This is a genomic window from Stenotrophomonas muris, assembly GCF_052751275.1.
This window is the reverse complement of the sequence record NZ_CP199879.1, coordinates 1,403,273-1,420,194: the sequence shown is the minus strand read 5'-3', so window position 1 is coordinate 1,420,194 and position 16,922 is coordinate 1,403,273. Positions and strand designations below refer to the sequence as shown.

Annotated in this window: 11 protein-coding genes; 1 reads left to right on the top strand and 10 read right to left on the bottom strand. The window is 66.8% G+C overall.

The window, feature by feature from the left end; all coding sequences use genetic code 11:
* Positions 1–49: 49 nt before the first annotated feature.
* Positions 50–1,108 carry a LacI family DNA-binding transcriptional regulator gene (locus ACUVWL_RS06410; RefSeq protein WP_014647205.1) on the top strand — a complete coding sequence of 353 codons (1,059 nt, stop codon included), beginning with the start codon at positions 50–52 and terminating at the stop codon, positions 1,106–1,108.
* A 67-nt stretch (positions 1,109–1,175) separates the two neighbouring features.
* On the opposite strand, the gene ACUVWL_RS06405 is transcribed toward ACUVWL_RS06410, so the two are convergent.
* From ACUVWL_RS06405 to ACUVWL_RS06360, 10 genes are all read right to left on the bottom strand, one after another.
* Complete coding sequence (locus ACUVWL_RS06405) at positions 1,176–3,734, bottom strand: glycoside hydrolase family 3 protein (RefSeq protein WP_445978942.1); 2,559 nt, start codon at positions 3,732–3,734, stop codon at positions 1,176–1,178.
* Complete coding sequence (locus ACUVWL_RS06400; protein WP_046430740.1) at positions 3,731–5,140, bottom strand: sugar porter family MFS transporter; 1,410 nt, start codon at positions 5,138–5,140, stop codon at positions 3,731–3,733. Before ACUVWL_RS06400 ends, ACUVWL_RS06405 begins: the two co-directional genes overlap by 4 nt.
* A gap of 31 nt (positions 5,141–5,171) precedes the next feature.
* A complete protein-coding gene (gene xylA / locus ACUVWL_RS06395) occupies positions 5,172–6,506 on the bottom strand; it encodes a xylose isomerase (RefSeq protein ID WP_032959039.1) in 1,335 nt (444 codons plus the stop codon).
* Between the two features lie 43 nt (positions 6,507–6,549).
* Positions 6,550–8,043 (bottom strand): xylulokinase, encoded by a 1,494-nt coding sequence (gene xylB, locus ACUVWL_RS06390; RefSeq protein WP_445978941.1) that lies wholly within the window; start codon positions 8,041–8,043, stop codon positions 6,550–6,552.
* A 164-nt stretch (positions 8,044–8,207) separates the two neighbouring features.
* On the bottom strand, positions 8,208–9,740 hold the full coding sequence (locus ACUVWL_RS06385) for a tryptophan halogenase family protein (RefSeq protein WP_445978940.1): 1,533 nt from the start codon (positions 9,738–9,740) through the stop codon (positions 8,208–8,210).
* A gap of 11 nt (positions 9,741–9,751) precedes the next feature.
* Entirely contained in the window at positions 9,752–10,774 is a 1,023-nt protein-coding gene (locus tag ACUVWL_RS06380; RefSeq protein WP_049439670.1) for a cupin-like domain-containing protein, read from the bottom strand.
* 3 nt (positions 10,775–10,777) lie between these two features.
* Complete coding sequence (locus ACUVWL_RS06375) at positions 10,778–11,536, bottom strand: SapC family protein (RefSeq protein WP_049439668.1); 759 nt, start codon at positions 11,534–11,536, stop codon at positions 10,778–10,780.
* A 130-nt stretch (positions 11,537–11,666) separates the two neighbouring features.
* Positions 11,667–14,795, bottom strand: coding sequence for a TonB-dependent receptor (locus ACUVWL_RS06370; protein ID WP_014647213.1), 3,129 nt, complete (start codon positions 14,793–14,795; stop codon positions 11,667–11,669).
* A gap of 574 nt (positions 14,796–15,369) precedes the next feature.
* The gene (locus tag ACUVWL_RS06365; RefSeq protein ID WP_046430752.1) at positions 15,370–15,582 is read right to left on the bottom strand and encodes a hypothetical protein; all 213 of its coding nucleotides are present in this window, start codon (positions 15,580–15,582) and stop codon (positions 15,370–15,372) included.
* A 106-nt stretch (positions 15,583–15,688) separates the two neighbouring features.
* Positions 15,689–16,888: a serine hydrolase domain-containing protein gene (locus ACUVWL_RS06360; protein WP_445978939.1), complete on the bottom strand. Its 1,200-nt coding sequence runs from the start codon at positions 16,886–16,888 to the stop codon at positions 15,689–15,691.
* Positions 16,889–16,922 lie beyond the last annotated feature (34 nt).

The following is a 16,922-nucleotide window of genomic DNA, read 5'->3' as shown; positions in this document are numbered from 1 at the left end:
GTCCTTCGCACCCGCGCGGCAGCGCCACCAAGAACAAAGGGATCGTGCATTGGACAAGCCGAAGAAATCGGTTCGCCGCAGAACCGCAGGCGTGACGATCGACGAGGTTGCGGCCCTTGCCGGCGTTTCGCCGATGACCGTGTCGCGGGTAATCAACCAGGGCAAGGTGCGCGACGTCACCCGCGAGCGCGTGCTGCGCGCCGTGCGTGAGCTGGGCTATACGCCCAATCTTGCCGCCAGTTCGCTGGCCGCTGCACAGCACACGCGCATTGCGCTGATCTACACCAACCCCAGCGGCGCCTACCTGCGCGAACTGCTGGTGGGCCTGCTGCGCGTCGCCTCCAGTTCCGCCATCCAGCTGGTCATCGACTACTGGGACAACCTGGATGCCGAATCCGAACGCAGGGCGGCGCGTGCGCTCGCCGGACGCGTCGACGGCGTGATCCTGCCGCCGCCGCTGTGCGAATCGCAGGCCGCCGTAAGCGAACTGGTCAAGGCTGGCATTCCGGTGGTGGCCATCGCATCGGGTCGCCTGAGCGAGGCCCTGTCCTGCGTCCGCATCGACGATTTCAGTGCGGGTAGGGAAATGACCGATCACCTGCTCCGGCAGGGACACACCCGCATCGGTTTCATCCGTGGGCGCGATGACCTGAGCGCAAGTGCGCTCCGCTACGACGGCTTCGTCACCGCCCTGCGCGAGGCCGGGCTGGCGGTGGAGCCCGGCCTGGTCCAGCACGGTGACTACACCTACCGGTCCGGCCTGGCAGCGGCCGAGAAGCTGCTGTCCCAGCGCCGGCCACCGACCGCGATTTTCGCCAGCAACGACGACATGGGCGCCGCCGCCATCTCCGTGGCGCATCGGCGCGGGCTGGAAGTGCCACGCGACCTGTCGGTGGTGGGTTTCGATGACACCTCGGCCGCCACCACCGTGTGGCCGGAACTGACCACGATCCACCAGCCCATCGCCTCGATGGCCAACGCGGCCATCGACATCCTGCTGCGCACCATCCGCCGTCCTGCGGGGGACGCAACGGTGCTGCGCGAACATGTGATGCCGCATCGGCTGATCGCACGCGGTTCGGTAGCCGCACCGCCCACGCGCCGGTAGCGAAGGCCCCGCCCTCATGCCTGCGCCTGCGCAGTAGGCGGCAGGGTGCCGGTCAGGCCGGCAGCAATCATGCGCCGCATCCAAGGGCGACCTCGGCTTCGTTCAGTGCGCCCAGCGCGACGCGTGACACGGAGATCGTCATCGCATCGGCCGTCACCACCGACCACGGTCGGTCGATCGCGTCCAGCTTTGCACCCGCCTTGGCCAGGCACTTCAGCGGCACGCCAACGCGCTTCCACTGGCCTTGTGGAAGCGCCGCCAGCGACGGCCCGATGGCGATGCGTGCCGAGCAGCCCACGCCGCAACCGACCGACAGCCACGCCTCACCCTCCGGCGCAGCGTCCACGCGCAGCGTGGTCAGCAGCATCAGGTCACCGTTGGATTCGCGCTGCAGGTCCAGCGCCGTGTGCGACTGCAGTGCAGCAACGGCCTCGCCCTTGCCCGACCAGGCCAGGCGTCGCCCATCCTCCTGCGCCAGATGATCCACGCCGGTGATCTTCAGCCGATCATCGGGCAATGCGTCCGGCACGCGGGTCACGGTCAGGCCCTGGCCTGCGGCCTGCTCAAGGCGCAGCGCCATGCCGGGGCCTGCATCACCGCGCGCGAAGAACACGCCGGTCGCGCCCTCGTTGCCGGTCAGGCCCGATGCCTCCGGCAGCGCGGCCAGGTCGCCGTTGTCGGCGTAGGTCAGGCCGAAGCCGAACGCAAACAACGGATCGTAGTCCTTCTGGCCGACGTTGTTGGCGTACTGGGTGGCGGTGCGCGGCCAGCTGAAACTGAGCTTGCCCTTGAAATCGTGCTGCACCCGGCCATCGCTTCCGCGCAGCAGTACATCGGCAATGCCGGCGCCTTCCGAGCCCGGCAGCCACGCGGCCACGAAGGCATCGGCGGCATTGATTTCCCGGTTCACCCAGAGCGGCCGCCCGCTCAGGAAGACCGCGACGACCGGTATGCCATCGGCCTTGAGTCGCTTGAGCAGCGCCAGATCCGTTTCGTTGCCCGGCTTGTAGGCCAAGGTGGGCCGGTCCCCCTGGAACTCGGCATAGGGGTCTTCGCCAAACACCACCACCGCCACGTCGGGTTTCACTGCATAGCGACCGTCAACGGCAAGCACGGCTTCACCACCGGCCGCCCTGGCCTGGCGCGCGATGCCCTCGTAGATGGAGTCCGCATTGGGGAAGTCCTTGCGCGTGGTGCCGGTGCCCTGCCAGTTGAGCGTCCAGCCCCCGGCCTGCTTGCCGACATCGTTGGCACCGTCGCCGGCCACGAGGATCCGCTGCTTCGGCGACAGCGGCAGGACGCCGTTCTGGTTCTTCAGCAGGACCAGCGATTCGCGCACGGCCTGCCGGGCCACCGCGCGATGTGCCGGCGCGCCGATCAGTGCGAACTGCCCGCCAACGGCCCGCGTGGACGGCCTGCCGGCCTCGAACAGCCCCAGGCGGAACTTGACCCGCAGGATCCGGCGCACCGCATCGTCCAGGCGCTGCGGCGTTATCCGGCCGTCCTTCACCGCAGCCAGCGTCGTCTCGTAGAAGCCTTTCCAGCTGTCCGAGGCCATCGCCATGTCCAGGCCCGCGTTGATCGTGGCCGGGCAGTCCGTGGTGGTGCAGCCCTTGACCTGGCCATGACCATTCCAGTCGCCCACCACGAAGCCACCGAAGTTCATGCGTCCCTTGAGCACATCGGTGAGGTAGTGCCGGTGCCCATGCATCTTTTCACCATTGACGCTGTTGAACGATGCCATCGCGGTCTGCGCGCCGGCGGCGATGGCCGGCGGGTATCCGGCGGCGTGGATGCGCACCAGGTCCGGCTCACTGATGCGGGTGTCGCCCTGGTCCTTGCCGTCGGTGGTGCCGCCATCACCGAGAAAGTGCTTCACCGAGGCGATCACATGGCGGCCATCGAGGAACTCCGGTGTTCCCACCCTGCCCTGCAATCCCTCCACCATGGCGCCGGCATAGCTGGCCACCACCTCGGGCGATTCCGAGTAGCCCTCGTAGCTGCGGCCCCAGCGATCATCCTGGGGTACCGCAACGGTCGGTGCGAACGTCCACTCCATGCCGGTGACGCGGGTTTCCAGCGCGGTGATGCCACCGATCTGCCGCAGCAGCTCCGGATTGCGCGTGGCGCCCAGCCCGATGTTGTGCGGGAACAACGTGGCGCCAATGATGTTGCTCTGCCCGTGCACGGCATCGATGCCGAACAGCAGCGGAATGGCCTTGCCGCCTTTCGACGTGTCCATGGAGGCGTCGTAGAAGGCGTCTGCCAGCGCCAGCCACTCGGCTGGCGACGCATCGTAGCGGCCACCGGGGTCGGAATTGCCACCGGCCAGGATCGAACCAAGGCGGTAGCGCCGCACGTCATCGGGGGTGAGGCTGGCAATGTCGCCCTGCACGAGCTGGCCGACCTTTTCCTCCACCGTCATGCCGGCCATCAGGTCGGTGATCCGCTTCTCCAGAGCAGGATCCGCGGCCAGTGGCCAGGTGACCTGCGGCCACGGGTCGCTGGCGGTTCCCGCAGTGGCGGCGGGCCGGTCCTGGCCGTGGCAACCGAGCAATCCCAGCATCACTACTGCGAGCAGCATGCCGCTGCGGGATACGGAGGTCTGCGATGTCATGGCGCTCATCCTTCCATCTGCTCCAGTTCCTTGCCCTTGGTCTCGTGCACATGCCGGACCACGAAAATCACCGAGATGATCGCCGCCACCAGGTAGATGCCGTAGGTGGCCGCCAGCCCGGCCGCGGCCAGCAGCATCGGGAACGTCACCGTCACCACGAAGTTGGAGGTCCATTGCGCTGCGCCGGCGACCGCCAGTGCCGAACCGCGGATCTGGTTCGGGAACATCTCGCCCAGCATCACCCACATCACCGGCCCCCACGACAGGTTGAAGAACACGACATAGGCATTGGCCGCCACCAGCGCCAGCGTGCCCATGCGCCCGGGTAGCTGCAGATGCCCGTCGGCCAGTGAACCACTTGCAAACGCGACCACCACCAGTGCAAGCGACAGCGACATCCCGGCCGAGCCGAACCAAAGCAGGGGCTTGCGGCCGATCCGGTCGATCAGCAGCACCGTGACCACGCAGGCGCCGATGCTCAGCGCGCCGGACAGCACGTTGATCAGCAGCGCGTCGTTTTCGGAAAAGCCGACCGCCTGCCACAGCACGGCGCCGTAATAGAACACCACGTTGATGCCGACCAGCTGCTGGAAGCAGGCCAGCCCGACGCCGACCCACACAATCGGGCGGATCCGCCCGGTCGCCCGGCTCTTCAGATCGGACAGGCGCGGGCGATGGTGGTCGTTGGACAGCGAGGCATCGATCTCTTCGAGCGTGGCGCGGGCCTTGTCGTTGCCGAGCAGCCGGGTCAGCACGCGCAGCGCGTCGTCCTTGCGCCGCTTGACCACCAGGTAGCGCGGGCTCTCAGGAATGGTCAGCAACAGCAGCAGGAACACCAGCGATGGCGCGGCCTGCATCCAGAACATCCAGCGCCAGGCAGCCTGCCCGGCCCACAGCGGCTCGGTCGACGCGCCCGCTGCGGCCGCCAGCAGGTAGTTGGACAGGAAGGCAGCGGTGAGCCCGGTGATGATCGCGATCTGCTGCACCGTGGCCAGGCGGCCGCGATAGCGGGCCGGAGCGACCTCGGCAATGTAGGCCGGCGAGATCACGCTCGCCGCGCCTACCGCGAACCCACCCACCACCCGCGCCGCAATGAACCAGCCCGACGAGGCCGCCGCCCCGGCACCGAGTGCCGACAGCAGGAACATCACCGCCGACAGGATCAGCACGTTGCGACGGCCGAGGCGGTCGGCCAGGCGGCCAGCACTGAACGCGCCCACCGCACAGCCCAGCAGCATCGACGCGATCTCGAACCCCTGCATCCATTCACCGGACCGGAACGCCTGGTGCAGGCCGTCCTGGGTGCCGTTGATCACGCCGCTGTCGAAGCCGAACAGAAAACCGCCAATCGTCGCTACCACGCTGATCAGTACGATCAGCCGGGTGTTCTCACCGCTGCCTGCTGCCTGGTTCATTCCCGTCCCCTTGAGTGCACCGTTGCCGCGCTCAGCGCAGCAGGTACTGGTTGAGCAGGTTTTCGTAACGCTCCTGCTTGCCGCTGGCCTGGTGCGGTTCGCCGAGGCGGGCGGCCAGGCCCGCCAGGTCCGGCAGGCTGAGCGTGCCACGCTCGAACTCCTGGCCGGCGCCGCTGTCGAAACTCGCGTAGCGCTCCTTGCGCCATTGCTCCCAGGGCGACTCGGTCAGCAGTGCATGGGCAACCTCCAGCCCGCGTGCGAACGCATCCATGCCGCCGATATGGGCAATGAACAGATCCTCAAGGTCGGTCGACTCACGGCGCACTTTGGCATCGAAGTTCAACCCGCCCTCCAGCCCGCCCTGGCGCAGCACGACCAGCATCGCACCCACCGTGTCGTACAGATCGCTGGGGAACTGGTCGGTGTCCCAGCCGTTCTGCGCGTTGCCGCGGTTGGCATCGATGCTGCCGAGCAGGCCATGGTCGGACGCAACCTGCAGGTCGTGCTCGAAGGTGTGCCCGGACAACGTGGCGTGGTTGGCTTCGATGTTGAGCTTGAAGTCCTTGTCCAGCCCATGCTCCTTCAGGAAGCCCACCACCGTGGCACTGTCGAAGTCATACTGGTGCTTCATCGGCTCCATCGGCTTGGGCTCGATCAGGAAGTTGCCCTTCAGGCCGATGCTGCGGCCGTAGTCGCGGGCCATGGCGAGGAAGCGCGCGAAATGTTCGATCTCGCGCTTCATCTGGGTATTGGCCAGCGACGCATAACCTTCGCGTCCGCCCCAGAACACGTAGTGCTCGCCGCCGAGTTCGACCGTGGCCTCCAGCGCGGCCTTGACCTGCACCGCTGCGCGCGCGACCACCGCGAAGTCGGGGTTGGTCGATGCGCCGTTCATGTAACGCGGGTGCGAGAACAGGTTGGCCGTGCCCCACAGCAGCTTGACGCCGGTGGCCTCCTGGCGCGCCTTGGCCAGGGCCACCATGTGCGAGAGGTTCTTCTGGTACTGGCCGATGTCGTCGGCATCCGGCGCCAGGTCGATATCGTGGAAGCACCAGTACGGCACGCCCAGCTTGGTGAAGAACTCGAACGCCGCGTCCACCTTCGCTTCGGCCGTGGCCAGTGGCGAGGCTGCCTCCCACGGGAACTGTCGGGTACCCGGGCCGAACGGATCGTGCCCGGCATTGCAGAAGGTGTGCCAGTAGCACACGGCGAAGCGCAGATGCTCCTGCATGGTCTTGCCACCGATGACCCGGTTTGCATCGTAGACCTTGAAGGCAAGCGGATTGTCCGAGCCCTTGCCCTCGAACGGAATGCGGCCGACGCCGGGGAAGTACTCCTTGGCGCCGATGAAGGGCTGCGTGCTCATGGTGCGTGCTCCTGTCGTTGTACGGGGTGTCGTGGAGGAGCCATCAGCCGCGCTGCAGCGGCGTGATGGCATCGAGATGGCTGAGGAAGCGTGCGTAGGCCCGTGCATAGGCAGCACTGCGATCCGGATCCGGCCGTGCGGACTGCGCGGGATCGACGGTGACGTGGCGCGCGGTGATGTCGCTGATCGAGGTGGCGTCTCCCTGCGCCCGGGCGAGCGCCCACAGCGCCTGCAGTGCCGCACCAAACGCCGCGCCTTCGGCCTGCACCGGGACGTCCACCGGCAGGCCGAACACATCAGCCACCAGCTGACGCCAGGCCGCGCTGTTGCTGCCGCCGCCGGTGAGCACGATGCGATCGAACTGCATGCCCGCGCGGACGAAGGCGTCGTAGCCGTACTTCAGGCTGTAGGTCGCGCCCTCCACGGCGGCGCGGTACACGTGCGCCGGGGTGAAATTGGCAATGTCCAGGCCAGCCAGCACGCCCTTGCCCAGCGGCAGGTCGGGGGTGCGTTCGCCATTGAGGAACGGCAGCATCACCAGCCCCCCTGCGCCCGGCGGCGTCGCGTGGAGGTGCGCATCGCCGTCGCGGGTGCTGAAACCGAAGGCGCTGGCCACGCGTTCGGTGGCTACGGTGCAGTTCATGGTGCAGATCAGCGGCAGCCAGCCACCGGTGGACGAGCAGAACGCCGCCCACGCGCCGTCCGGATCGATCATTGGCGAGCCGGAATAGGCGAACAGCGTTCCGGAGGTTCCCAGGCTCATCGCCAGTCGACCTTCCGTGACGCAGCCGGTGCCGATCGCCGCCATCATGTTGTCGCCGCCGCCAACGGCCACCTTCACCGCCGCTGCAAGCCCGAGCGCGGCCGCGGCCTTCGGCGCGATATCGAACAGGGCGTCGGGTGCGGCGATCGGCGGCAGGCAGGCGGCAAGATCACGATCAGGATCGGTGGCGCGCAGCAGTTCCTGCGACCAGGTGCGTGTGCGCACGTCCAGCCAGCCGGTTCCGGACGCATCGCCAAGCTCGCAGAACCGCTGCCCGGTCAACACGAAATTCAGGTAGTCGTGTGGCAGCAGGATGGTCGCCAGCCGCGCATAGGCGTCGGCACGGTGGATCCGGGTCCAGGGCAGCTTGGACGCTGTGTAGCCGGCCAGGATCGGGTTGCCCGCCAGCGCGATGGTCCGTTGGAACCCGCCCACGGCGTCCATGATCTGGATGCATTCGGCCGAGGTGCTGGTGTCGCACCACAGCTTGGCCGGCGCCAGTACCTCGCCAGCATCATCAACCGGCACGAACCCATGCTGCTGCCCCGATACCGCCAGTGCGACGATGCGAGCGCGCAGCGAGGGGTCGATCCTGGCAAAGCAGTCGCGCAGGGCCGACACCCAGCCGGCAGGCGCCTGTTCACGGCTGCCGTCGGCACCGCTGTCCAGCGCGAGCGGCACGCTGGCCGAGGCCACCACCACCTGCGTCCGCGGGTCATAGACCAGCACCTTCAGGCTCTGCGTCCCTGCATCGATCCCTGCAACCAGACCCATCGAAACCGCCTCCGATCAAAAAAAGGTAGCGCTAACATTCCGTGGACTCAAAAAGGGGGCGTGGTGTCCGGCCCCCTCGTTGCCACCGCGCGCGTCATCGCCAGCGGTGTTGCCGCACTGTAACCAGCTGCAGCGGAAAAAGCGTGCTGCAACGCAAAACCCTGTTACGCGCCTGCTGCCGTCGAACGCCACACGTCCACGCCGGACCTGCAGTACTGCGCGATGAACTCCGCCTGCGCCGGCATCTGCGCGGCAGCCTGCTGCACGGGCTGTTGGATGCCCTTCAACAGGGTGCGCAGATCGGCGTCACTCACGGCCCGCGCCAGCGGGTGGGCGGGACCGGGCGCGATGCCCTGCCCGAGCAGCACGCTGGTCCAGGATTCCACGCGGAAAACCTCGCCGGGGTCCTGCCACGCATGTGCACGCTCGCGCCACGCGCTCAGCCGCTGCTGCAGCGATTCGGGCACGCGCATTTCGCGACACGCCTTCCACATCGGTTCGGTGCGCTGCGTTGCATGGTAGTGCAGGATGATGAAGTCGCGCACGTGCTCCATTTCCTGGCGGCTGACATCGTTGTACAGCTTCACCAGCGACGCACTGATGCCGTCGAACGGGAACAGCTGGATCAGGCGCACTACCGCGCTGATCGTCAGATGGATGCTGGTCGACTCCAGCGGTTCGATGAAGCCGCTGGCCAGCCCGAGCGACACCACGTTCCTGTTCCAGGCCTTCAGCCGGCGCCCGCTGCGGAACGGCACCTTCCATGGATCGCGCAAGGGTGGAGCCCCGGCATCGCGCAGCAGCTTCGCTGCGGCCTCGTCATCGGACAGGTGGCGGCTGTCATACACCAGCCCGCAGCCAACGCGGTGCTGCAGCGCGATGTGCCAGCGCCACCCCGCTTCGTGGGCGATCGCCCGGGTATAGGGCACCGGCGGCGCCACCGCTTCGGTCTGCACCGCCACGGCGCGGTCGCACGGCAGCCATTCGTGCCAGTCCTCGTAGCCGGTGGCCAGCGTCTGCTCGATCAGCAGGCCACGGAAGCCGGTGCAGTCGATGAACAGGTCGCCCTCGATCACCTGGCCGTCGTCCAGTACCAGCGCCTGCACCGAACCGTCGTGCGCGTGCTGCCTGACCTGGGCGATCCTGCCTTCGATCCGGTGCAGGCCGTGGGCCTCGGCCCTGCGGCGCAGGAACCGCGCATACAGGCTGGCATCGAAATGATACGCATAGCTGGCCTGCGGCTGGGTATGCAGCGAGAAGCGGTCGCCATGCGATGCGATGCTCTCCAGGCTGAAGTCGCCCAGCTCCGAGGGCATGCCGCGGCGCAGGCTGTCCAGCCAGAAGTGATGGAAGGGTGCCGCCCAGGTGCCATGGCCGATGGTGCCGAACGGATGGAAGAAGCGATCCCCCGGCAGGCGCCAGTTCTCGAACGAGATCGACAGCTTGAAGGTGCCGGCCACCGCGCGCAGGAACTCCTGCTCGTCGATCTGCAGGAAGCGATGGAAGGTGCGGATCGGCGGCACGGTGGACTCACCGACGCCGACCGTGCCGATCTGCTCGGACTCGACCAGCGTGATCTGCAGCTGGTCACGGAACTGATGCGCCAGCGCGCAGCCGGCCAGCCATCCCGCCGTACCGCCACCGGCAATGACCACCTTGCGGATGCGCCCTGCAGGCGTGCTCTGGGTATCCAACACGGTGCCCTCTCTCAACGGTTGAGCCTGCCCAGCAGCATCGCGCGCATGCGGCGGGCGCGCTGCTCGTCGAACGGTGCCAGATCCCCGCGCGCCGTGTCAGGCAGGTGTTGCCCGGCGCGCTCGCCGGGGCCGAATACGTAGTAACGGAAGAGCCCTTCCCAGGCCTGCTTCTCACGCGCTGGCAGGTCGCGCACGGACCACATCGCGTGCTGCAGCGCCGCCAGCGGCGACCCCAGCCAGGCCGGCGAGCTTCGCCACCAGTAGTTCACCAGCACGTTGAACGGTTCCAGGCTGCGTACATGGTGCCACCACATGCTGGGAATGAAGATCGCATCGCCGGGCCCAAGTACCGCGCTGCGTGCATGCGCCAGCGCCTCGCGGAAACGTGGATGCCGATCGAAGTCGGGGCGCTCGAAGTCCACCACGCTGACCACCTGTCCGCCCGGCGTGGGATCGAGCGGGCCCGGATACAGGTTGTCGACCTGGGCGGGCGGGAACAGCGTGAACTCGCGCTGCCCCACCGCGCAGCAGGCGAGGTTGTCGGGTGTGTCGAAATGGCACGAGGCCGTCACCCGGTTGCCGATCCAGATGCTGGCGGTGGCGTCGATGCCCTGCTTCGCCAGCCCGGCATCGTTGGCCTGCGCGAATGCCGGCAGCAGTGCCCGCGTGATCGGCAGCGAGGCCACGTAATAGGTTGGCGGCCGCGGCGCATGCAACGTCGCGGCGATCTCTTCCAGCACCTGGGCGAGTACACCGCGCCGCACTTCGAAGTTCAGCCGGGTGAAGTCCGCGCTGTAGAACGGGCGACCCGCGATCTCGGCGCCGCCGAACGAGTACTGGATGGGCGCACCCGCATCGACGCTGCACAGGTACGCCATCGCGTCACGCGCGCTACCCAGTCCGGCCTGGACCAGTGGCCAACCGCTGGCGATGCCGCGCAGTACGACCGGCTCACCGGCCTCCACCAGGGCGGCCAATGGCAAGCCAGCAGGATCGATGCCTTCCAGGATCCGTATCGGCAGGCGGGCTTGCACCGGTCAGTTCCTGACCGCCTGCGCGGTGCCGTCCTGGACGCGGAGACGGCGCTGCTTCTCGGCGATCAGGCGGCGCATGTTATGCAGCGACGCAAGCATCAGGTACGCACCTTCCAGGTAACCGGCGCGGTTCAACGCCGCCAGGCGTGAACTGTCCAGCGCCGCCAGTCGCTCGCGGTCGATGCCGTGCAATCCGCTCACGCCCACGCGGTGATGCGGCGCGAGCTGCACATCAAGCGTGACCGGCTGGATGAGGCCACAGTCGTCGAGCATCGTGAACATGCCGGCCGCGAAGGCACTGCCCTCGTGGATGCCGCGCAGCACGCCAGCGATGTGGTCCAGGTAAGGCGTGTTTCCACCCTGCGGCAGGAACACCGGCTCACCGGCGCCGGAGGTGACACGCGGATGGTCCAGGTCGACGTGCATCACCGCGTCCTGGGTGAGCAGGCCGTCCACGTAGTGCTCCTGGAAGCCGATCAGGAACGGCCCTTTTGCGGCCGCGCCGGGCAGGTAGGAGGCATTCCAGCGTCCGTCCTGCAGGTACAGGTTCTCGTGCTGCTCGAAACCCAGCAGGGCCACGGACTGCCACGCCCCGGTCCCGGCCTCCCGGCGCAGGAAGATCGGATACTCGCGCTGCAGTTCGGCGAACTCGCTGGGATAGGCCGGCACCATGCCCACCGCATCGCCGAACTGCGGCCCGAATCCGATGGCGACCTTCAGGTCCCGATGCGCGATGTTGTTGAGCATTTCATAGCGGGCCATCGAGGTATCCAGTCCAGTGCGGGGTGGCTGGCCAGCAGGGTAGCGCAGGCGCGGCAGGTGCGGCGACACCGTCCCGGCACGGCACCGCTGGCGGGCAGCGGTACCGTGCCGGGCGCATCGGCAACCAGGCTCAGAACTTGTAGCGGACGCCCAGCATGTAGCGCGGGCTCTGGTCGGCCAGCTTGACGATCATCTGCGAGGTGCGCGAGCGCCACCGCACATCCTCGCCGGTCAGGTTGATCGCCTCCAGGCTGAAGGACCAGTGGTCATCCAGCGCGTAGTTGACGCTGAGATCCCACTGCTCGTACGGCTCCACGTAGTACGGATTGCGGCTGGAACCCTGGTTGGCCAGGATCAGGTACTGGTCGCGCCAGTTCCATGCCAGGCGCACCGACCACCCGTACTTCTCGTACATCAGCATGGCGTTGGCAGTGTCGCTCAGGCCGGTGAGCGAGAACTGGTCGATACCCGGATCGCCGCCATTGTTGTAGCCGACATCACCTTTGACCACGGTGTAGTTGGCCAGCACGCCGAAGCCGGTGTCACCGAAGAAGTACTGGCCGCCCAGTTCCCAGCCATGCAGCTTGGACTTGTTCTGGTTGATCGGGCGATTGACGTTGAACTGGTAAAGCGGGTCGTTGGCCTGCCCATACAGATCGTAGGCCGCTTCGGTGGCCAGTACCTGCGCATCGGTGCCGTTGTAGGCGCCCAGGCCAGCTGGATTGTTGCGCAGCAGCGCCAGTGCGGTGAACAGCGAGGTGTCGTTGGCTGAGCAGGCGGCCGCATTGGCCGGCCCGACCTGGGCCACGCAGGCGCCGCTGGTCAGGAAGTCCAACGCCGCCCGCGCATCCGGCCCGGAGGTCGGGTCGGTGAGGCCGTACAGGCTCTCCTGGACGACCGTGTTGCCGATGAAGTTGCTGACCGACTTGTTCCAGTAGGTCAATGACACATAGCTGGCATCGGCGAAGTACCACTCCAGCCCCAGGTCGAGGTTGTCCGATTCCAGCGGCTTCAGGCTCGGGTTCTGCGAATTGCCGCTGGCGCGCGACGAGGGATCGATCAGCACCGAGCCGAACGGCTGCTGGGCACCGGGCCCTGCATACAGGTTGCCGTACGGCGCGCGGGCAATGCTCTTGCCGAACGAAACGCGACCCTTCAGTTCCTCGGTGAGGTCGATGCTGAAATCAAGGTTGGGCAGGATGTAGCTGTACCTGGCCTTCTCGGTGAAGGGCTGCTGCTCATCGGACAGCACGATGCGGAAATCGTTGTTGGCCTGCCACTCGATGGACTCGGGAACGGCAATGACCGAGGTCGACACCACGTCGGTGGTTTCATAGCGCACGCCCAGGCGGGTATTGGTGCGCATGCCGCCCAGCTCCCCGTCCAGCTCCACCTGGAAGTACGCCGCCTTGGTCTTCTCTTCCACGAAGTTGTCGGCCGCGCGTTGCGGATCCACGCCCAGGCCGACGCCGTACTCGCGCGACGCCCATTGCGCGAGCTGCCCGGCATTGCCGCGCCAGGCCGGCCAGCTGTTGGCACTGTAGTCATCGAACAGGCCGACGATGCTGACCGGCTGCAGCAGGTCCATCAGGCCGGCGGCGGTATCCCGGTCCACGTTGGCCACGCCCCAGTCGCCCAGTGTCGAATAGGCCTCGGCGGCCTGGATGCGGTGGGTGGTGGACTTGTTCGTATCCACGCCGAACTGGAAGCGGCCGTGGTCGAAGTTCCATTCGCCGTCGACACGCGCCTGCTTGATCTTGCTGATCTGGGTCTGCGCGTTGACGCGCAGCACCTGGGTGCCGATCTCGCCTTCCTGGAAGCCCGGATTGACCACGCCATTGGTCCCGGCGATCGCATCGGCAGTACTGGGATACCAGACCTGGGTGCCGACCGGCAGGCCATTGTTGAAGTTCAACTCCTGTACCCAGGAGCCACCGCAATGCGGGCCACGGGTGCAGTTGTTGGTGCCGGCAATGCTCATGAAGATGGAGCCGCCGCCGGTCAGTGGGTCATTGGGGCGGCTTTCATTCTTCGAATTGTGCGCATCGAAGCTGAGCTTGAAACGGTCGCTGACATTCCAGACCGCGTTGAAGCCCAGCGAGCCCAGCTTGTACTCCTGCATGCTGCGCTGCTGTTCCAGCCCGAAGTCCTTGGTGCCGGCGATCTCGCGGATGTAGACCGGGGTGGCGACCGCACCGGAGGTGTCGAACTGGACATTGGTGTAGTTGCTGTTCTGCAGCCACATGCCCTGCTCGCCACGATTCTCGGTGATCTCGTTGGTCGAGTAGGTGTAATCCATGGTCAGGGTCAGGCTGTCCGTCGGTGCGAACTGCAGCACGGCCTGGCCATTGACTCGCTCGCGCTCGAATTCGGAGAACGCGTAGCGCAGGTCGTTGGGCCGCGCATAGAGCTGGCCGACGGCCGGGGCGTTCACCACGGTCGGGTTGCCCGGCATCGACCCCGTCCAGGGCTGCACGTTCCAGTAGTTCTCCGTGGCCTGCACCGAGCCGCCCTTGCGCTTCTGCTGGCTCGCGCTGAGGCTGACGCCAAAGGTCTTTTCCGGATTGCTGTAACTGAAGATGCCCGACAGCTCCGGCGTCAGGTCGTTGTCGAACGGCTGGCTCTGGTCGGAGACCAGCTTTGCCCCGGCATTGGCCACGATGCCGGCGTGGTCGAGCGGGCGCGAGGTCAGGATGTTGATCGTCGCGCCGATGCCACCGCTGGGCACCTGTGCCTGGCTGGTCTTGTAGACCTCGATGCCATTGATGGCCTCGGCGGCCAGCTGCGCGAAATTGAAGGCGCGAGTGCCGCCGTCGACACCGCCGATGGCCACCTGCCCGGAGGCACCGAATGCATCGGCGCCGGGCATCTGGCGACCATTGAGCGTGACCATGTTGAACTGCGGACCAAAGCCACGCGCGGTCACCTGCGCGCCCTCGCCGTCACGGCGCTCGATGGAGATGCCGGTGATGCGCTGCAACGACTCGGCAAGATTGGTATCGGGGAACTTGCCGATGTCCTCGGCGCTGATCGCATCGACCACGCCCGCCGAGTCGCGCTTGATGTCCATGGCCTGGCTCAGGCTGTTGCGTATGCCCGTGACCTGCACTGCATCGAGCTGGGTGGGCTGCGACTGGCTCTGCGGCTGCTGCCCGGTTGCCGTTGCTGCGTCCTGCGCAAACGCAGGATTGATGACCAGGGCGCCACCCACGAAGGTGAACATGGCCCGGGACCGGAACTTCGCCAACGCGCGGCTCATGAACCGGACCTCGGGCCCGGGGTGCCACGGAAACTGCAAGTGCTCATGAAAGTCCCCTCTGACATACGATCGAATGGATGTACCGCCCCCTCCCAGGGGCACGCACGGGCGTGGCCCGCATTCCAAACCGAACAGCACGGCTGCTGGAGCACGCCGCGACTTACACTTGCTTTTCAAGCCTGCCAGGACAAACACGCGGCAAAGAAGGCAGCCCCTGGACCCTGGATCCCCGTCCGACTGGTAGCGCTACCATCGCGTTGCAGCGGAGAGTAATCACCCGGGTTCGCGCTTGTCACCATGCAGCGCAGCAAATCGGCAGCGCGCGTAGCGGCGCTGGAATCACCCCGCTACTGATGACCGGGCTGCCGCTGCATCCGGTCACCGCTCACCCGCCGCAGGAAAGATGCCCGCGCCTGCGGGTCATCCAGAAAGGAACGCACCGTGAACGCTCTCCAGCGCATCGCCGCCGCAGTCGGCTCGCCGTACTCGTTCCGTCCGGCTCCGCCGTTTTCGCGGCCAACGCCGTGATCGTGGACGGAGCAGATGAGCCGCTCACCGTGGCGCTACGCAGGGGCTACCACTCCGGTCCCAGCAGCTTCATCACTTCGGCTTCCAGTTTCTGCGCGGCCTCGTCCTGGGAGGCGACCTTGATGCACAGCCCCGACTGCGCCGGCCCGGGCATCAGCTGGTATCGGTTGATGGTGCCGCCCCCGTCGCCGTCCAGCGCCACGCGCGCCACCACCGTGCGCCCATTGGCGTGGAAGGTCCAGTCCTGGTAATCAAACATGCTTCAGTATCCCGGCGGCCAAGGGGTCATCCCACCTTAGGCGGCACGACAGTGAAGAAGGCTCCAGGAAGTTGTTCAGAGCGCGTGGACATGATGACGGCAGCACCTACTGCAGTGCCCGCGCCAATTGCAGGACATCGGCGAAGAAGGACGCGTAGTCGTCCTGTGGGGCGCGGTGGCTCTCGCGCCGATGGATCAGGCGCACTGCGACGACGCGTTGTTCCGGAACGATCATCAGGTATTGGCCCAGGTAGCCGTTGGCGGCAAAGCCGACGACCGGTCCCCGTGTGATGTCGTAGAGATCGGCGAGCTTCAGGCCGCGCGCGGCGATCTGGCTGGCGTAACGCTGCGGCCCGTCCGCACCCAACCGTTCGGTGAGGAATGCGATCAACTGCCCCCGGCTGTCGAACGTGCGCCCCGCGCTGGCCTGCACGGCGCGGCGCACGTCATCGTCAACGCCGTGCCCGGCCAGCAGGTCATCCAGCCGGGGTTTGAGCTGATAGCGTTCCCACGCTGGTATCCGCCACCACAACAGGCCCACGTCAGGCGAACGGGCACTTTCAGCAGTGATCAATGCCACTGACCGTTCACTCAACAGTCGTTTGCCATCCGGCGCCACGCCTCCATCCAGCAACAGTTGCCCGATGGCGGCAAGATCGGCGGCACGCAGGGACAGGCCCGCCATTCCCAGCGGAGTGCCTGCCTCATCCTTCATCCAGGTGTGGTGGGCAATGCCCAGCGGCTTGAACAGGCGCGCATCCAGGTAGGCATCCAGCGGCTCGCCCGCCAGGCGCTCGACAATGCCGGGCAGCAGGTTGGTGGCCTTGTTGTTGTAGGAAAACACGGCGCCCGGGTCGTCACTCAGCTCGGCTGCCAGTGCCAGTTTGACCAGGTCCGGGGCCCCTTCCAGTTCGGCGCCCGCGTTGGCCACGTTCTGCAGGCCGGAGGTGTGGTCCAGCAGCATGCGCACGGTGATGCGGCTCTTCCTGCCCTGTTTCCATTCCGGATAGATCTGGCTGACCGGTACGTCGATCGAAGCCAGCTTGCCTTCGTCCAGCAGCAACGCAATGCCCAGCGCGACGACGGACTTGGTTGCCGACATCAGGTGCACGGATTCCTGCGCGGGGGCGGGCTTCAGCTCAAGCAGCGTGTCCCGGTCATGCATCACGAGCACCGCATCGGAATGCGAAGCACGCGCGTTGCGCTCGATCGTGGCGAGGGCGTCGGCACGCGGCGTCGCATGGGTGGGCCCCGCGATGCCGATCACGAGGGCCAGGGCGCAGGACAACCAGCAGGACGTTGGCATTGCGTTCTCTTCCAGTGAGTGTGCCCGCAGTCTG

Coding starts and splice junctions, on each gene's coding strand:
- ACUVWL_RS06405 (WP_445978942.1), bottom strand. CDS start 3,734: ATGAGCGCCATGACATCGCAGACCTCCGTATCCCGCAGCGGCATGCTG.
- ACUVWL_RS06400 (WP_046430740.1), bottom strand. CDS start 5,140: ATGAACCAGGCAGCAGGCAGCGGTGAGAACACCCGGCTGATCGTACTG.
- xylA (WP_032959039.1), bottom strand. CDS start 6,506: ATGAGCACGCAGCCCTTCATCGGCGCCAAGGAGTACTTCCCCGGCGTC.
- xylB (WP_445978941.1), bottom strand. CDS start 8,043: ATGGGTCTGGTTGCAGGGATCGATGCAGGGACGCAGAGCCTGAAGGTG.
- ACUVWL_RS06375 (WP_049439668.1), bottom strand. CDS start 11,536: ATGGCCCGCTATGAAATGCTCAACAACATCGCGCATCGGGACCTGAAG.
- ACUVWL_RS06370 (WP_014647213.1), bottom strand. CDS start 14,795: ATGAGCCGCGCGTTGGCGAAGTTCCGGTCCCGGGCCATGTTCACCTTC.
- ACUVWL_RS06365 (WP_046430752.1), bottom strand. CDS start 15,582: ATGTTTGATTACCAGGACTGGACCTTCCACGCCAATGGGCGCACGGTG.
- ACUVWL_RS06360 (WP_445978939.1), bottom strand. CDS start 16,888: ATGCCAACGTCCTGCTGGTTGTCCTGCGCCCTGGCCCTCGTGATCGGC.